Genomic DNA, 1768 nt, shown 5'->3' with positions numbered 1-1768 from the left:
ATCTCGTTGGTCGCGATGTCGATGTTCACGTCGGCGACGTAGCCCTTGAAGGCGAACCCGGAGCGAGCGCTTGCCAGAGGCGGTACCAACGCGTCGTCCACGCTCAAGGTCGGCGCGGCAGTGCCATCGCTCAGGCCGATGTACCAATCCACCACCTTGCCGCTGTCCTTCAGCGCGAACAGAGCATCGTGCGATGCGTTGCTCGGGATGTAGTTGAACGGCATGGACACCTGCGCCGGGTTGCCGAGGCCGCGCTGATAGGTGCGGTCCGTGGTCTCATCGAGGCAGGTGTCTTCGATCTGGTCGGCGGCACCGCCCAGGCCGGACGCACCGGTTGGGCATGCGAACTTGGTGATGGCCGGGCCGCCAGCGGCGTCCGGATCGACGAAAAACAGGTGCGTGCCCTGGGTCTTGACGACGCCCTCGGTCATGGCTGAATCCTCATGTGCGCCGCGCGAGGGCGGCTGTGTAGAAGCGACCAGGCGTCAGCGCTGGTCGATGAAATCGGCCTCGAGACCGATGCGGTAGAGCCTCGTTTCCGAGTCCCGGTTATTGATGACCACACGATTGGCGATTAGCACCGCGTCCAGCGCAGCGCGCACGGCCAGGGCCAGCTCTTCAATGCCAGAGTCGGTCGCGTGGTAGCAGTCGATCTGCACGCTGGTCGCGTCGCCTCTCGGCGCTTCGCTCAGCGTGTCGTACGGCAGGCCGGTGACGATCTGCCAGACGATGTAGGGCCGCTGCTCGTCCTGCGGCACCTCGCCGTGGCGGCCGATGCGATCGGCGACGATGGCGGCGACCGCAGGCGTGTGGATGGTTCGATAGACCTTGGGCAGCATCAGCGCACCACCCTGCCCTTGGCCAGCTTCTTCGTCAGCCGATCCAGTCGCGTCAGCAGATCATCGGTGACGATGTCGATCACCTGCGAACCGCGGCGCTGCACGGCCGGACGCAGCCATGGCCGAGCCGGCTGGAGGGCCGAGCCGTATTCCATGAGCTGCGCGGCACGGCGCGTGCTGGTGCGGGCACCCTTGGCATTGACGAAGGACACGCGGCGCACGCGCACCAGCTGGCGCTCACCCTTGGTGCCGGTCGGCGCCTTGCCGCGGCTGGCGATCACCGCCTTCACTGTGGTGCCCGTGCTGTCGTCGCCGTCGGCGGTGATCTGGCGTTGCAGGTTCTCCTTGGCCCGGTCACGCAAGAACCGCGCGCCCTTGGCCAGTGCCAGCTTCACAGGCCCGCCGCGCTTGCTCACCACTTCGGCAGGCAGCGACTGCAGCAAGCCGACAACATCGCCGATGCCGTCCAGCTTGATATCGACCTTCATGCTTACTGCCCGTCGTTGGTGCCGGTCGAAACCGGCAGCGTCAAATACTCCAGGCCACTCTCGCGATCGGCGAGTGCACCCTGGATGTTGTAGATCTCGGCATCGGCGCCGTTGCGCACGTGCACCGCGCGCATGCTCGCCAGAATGCCGGCACGGTACCGGATGGTGATGCGCGCCGAGACTTCACTCTGGCCTGCGCCGGCGGCGATGAACTCCCGGGCGGATAGCGGCTCGATCGCCGCGGCGAGCGTGCCGGCGTGCACCGGCTGCCAGGTGACCACCTGCACGCCGTCCTCGTCCCGCGCAGTCACCTGCCGCTGGATGCGGATTCGGTGCCGTAGCTTGCCGGCGGCGAGGCTCATACGCCGAGGCCTACCCGGTGCGGCCAGAGCAGCGCGTGCGCTCCCAGCGGCAGCTGGTTGGCGGTCTCGTCGGTCACGG

At 67.3% G+C, this 1768-nt stretch carries 4 protein-coding genes; all 4 read right to left on the bottom strand.

Annotated features, from left to right (window positions below):
- A partial coding sequence (locus J7396_RS21450; RefSeq protein ID WP_209262083.1) for a phage tail tube protein occupies positions 1–431 on the bottom strand: 431 nt, incomplete at its 3' end.
- A gap of 54 nt (positions 432–485) precedes the next feature.
- Entirely contained in the window at positions 486–839 is a 354-nt protein-coding gene (locus J7396_RS21445; protein ID WP_209262082.1) for a DUF3168 domain-containing protein, read from the bottom strand.
- A complete protein-coding gene (locus J7396_RS21440) occupies positions 839–1282 on the bottom strand; it encodes a hypothetical protein (RefSeq protein ID WP_202979485.1) in 444 nt (147 codons plus the stop codon). The genes J7396_RS21445 and J7396_RS21440 overlap by 1 nt, the downstream gene beginning before the upstream one ends.
- 47 nt (positions 1283–1329) lie before the next feature.
- Entirely contained in the window at positions 1330–1689 is a 360-nt protein-coding gene (locus tag J7396_RS21435) for a phage head closure protein (protein WP_046932029.1), read from the bottom strand.
- Positions 1690–1768 lie beyond the last annotated feature (79 nt).

The sequence above is a fragment of the Xanthomonas sp. A1809 genome (genome assembly GCF_017746015.1).
Taxonomy (GTDB): domain Bacteria; phylum Pseudomonadota; class Gammaproteobacteria; order Xanthomonadales; family Xanthomonadaceae; genus Xanthomonas; species Xanthomonas euvesicatoria.
This window is presented reverse-complemented; position numbering and strand designations above follow the sequence as displayed.

What these genes read in the sequence shown, in the direction of transcription:
- J7396_RS21445 (WP_209262082.1), bottom strand. Translation starts at nt 839, where the DNA reads ATGCTGCCCAAGGTCTATCGAACCATCCACACGCCTGCGGTCGCCGCC.
- J7396_RS21435 (WP_046932029.1), bottom strand. Translation starts at nt 1,689, where the DNA reads ATGAGCCTCGCCGCCGGCAAGCTACGGCACCGAATCCGCATCCAGCGG.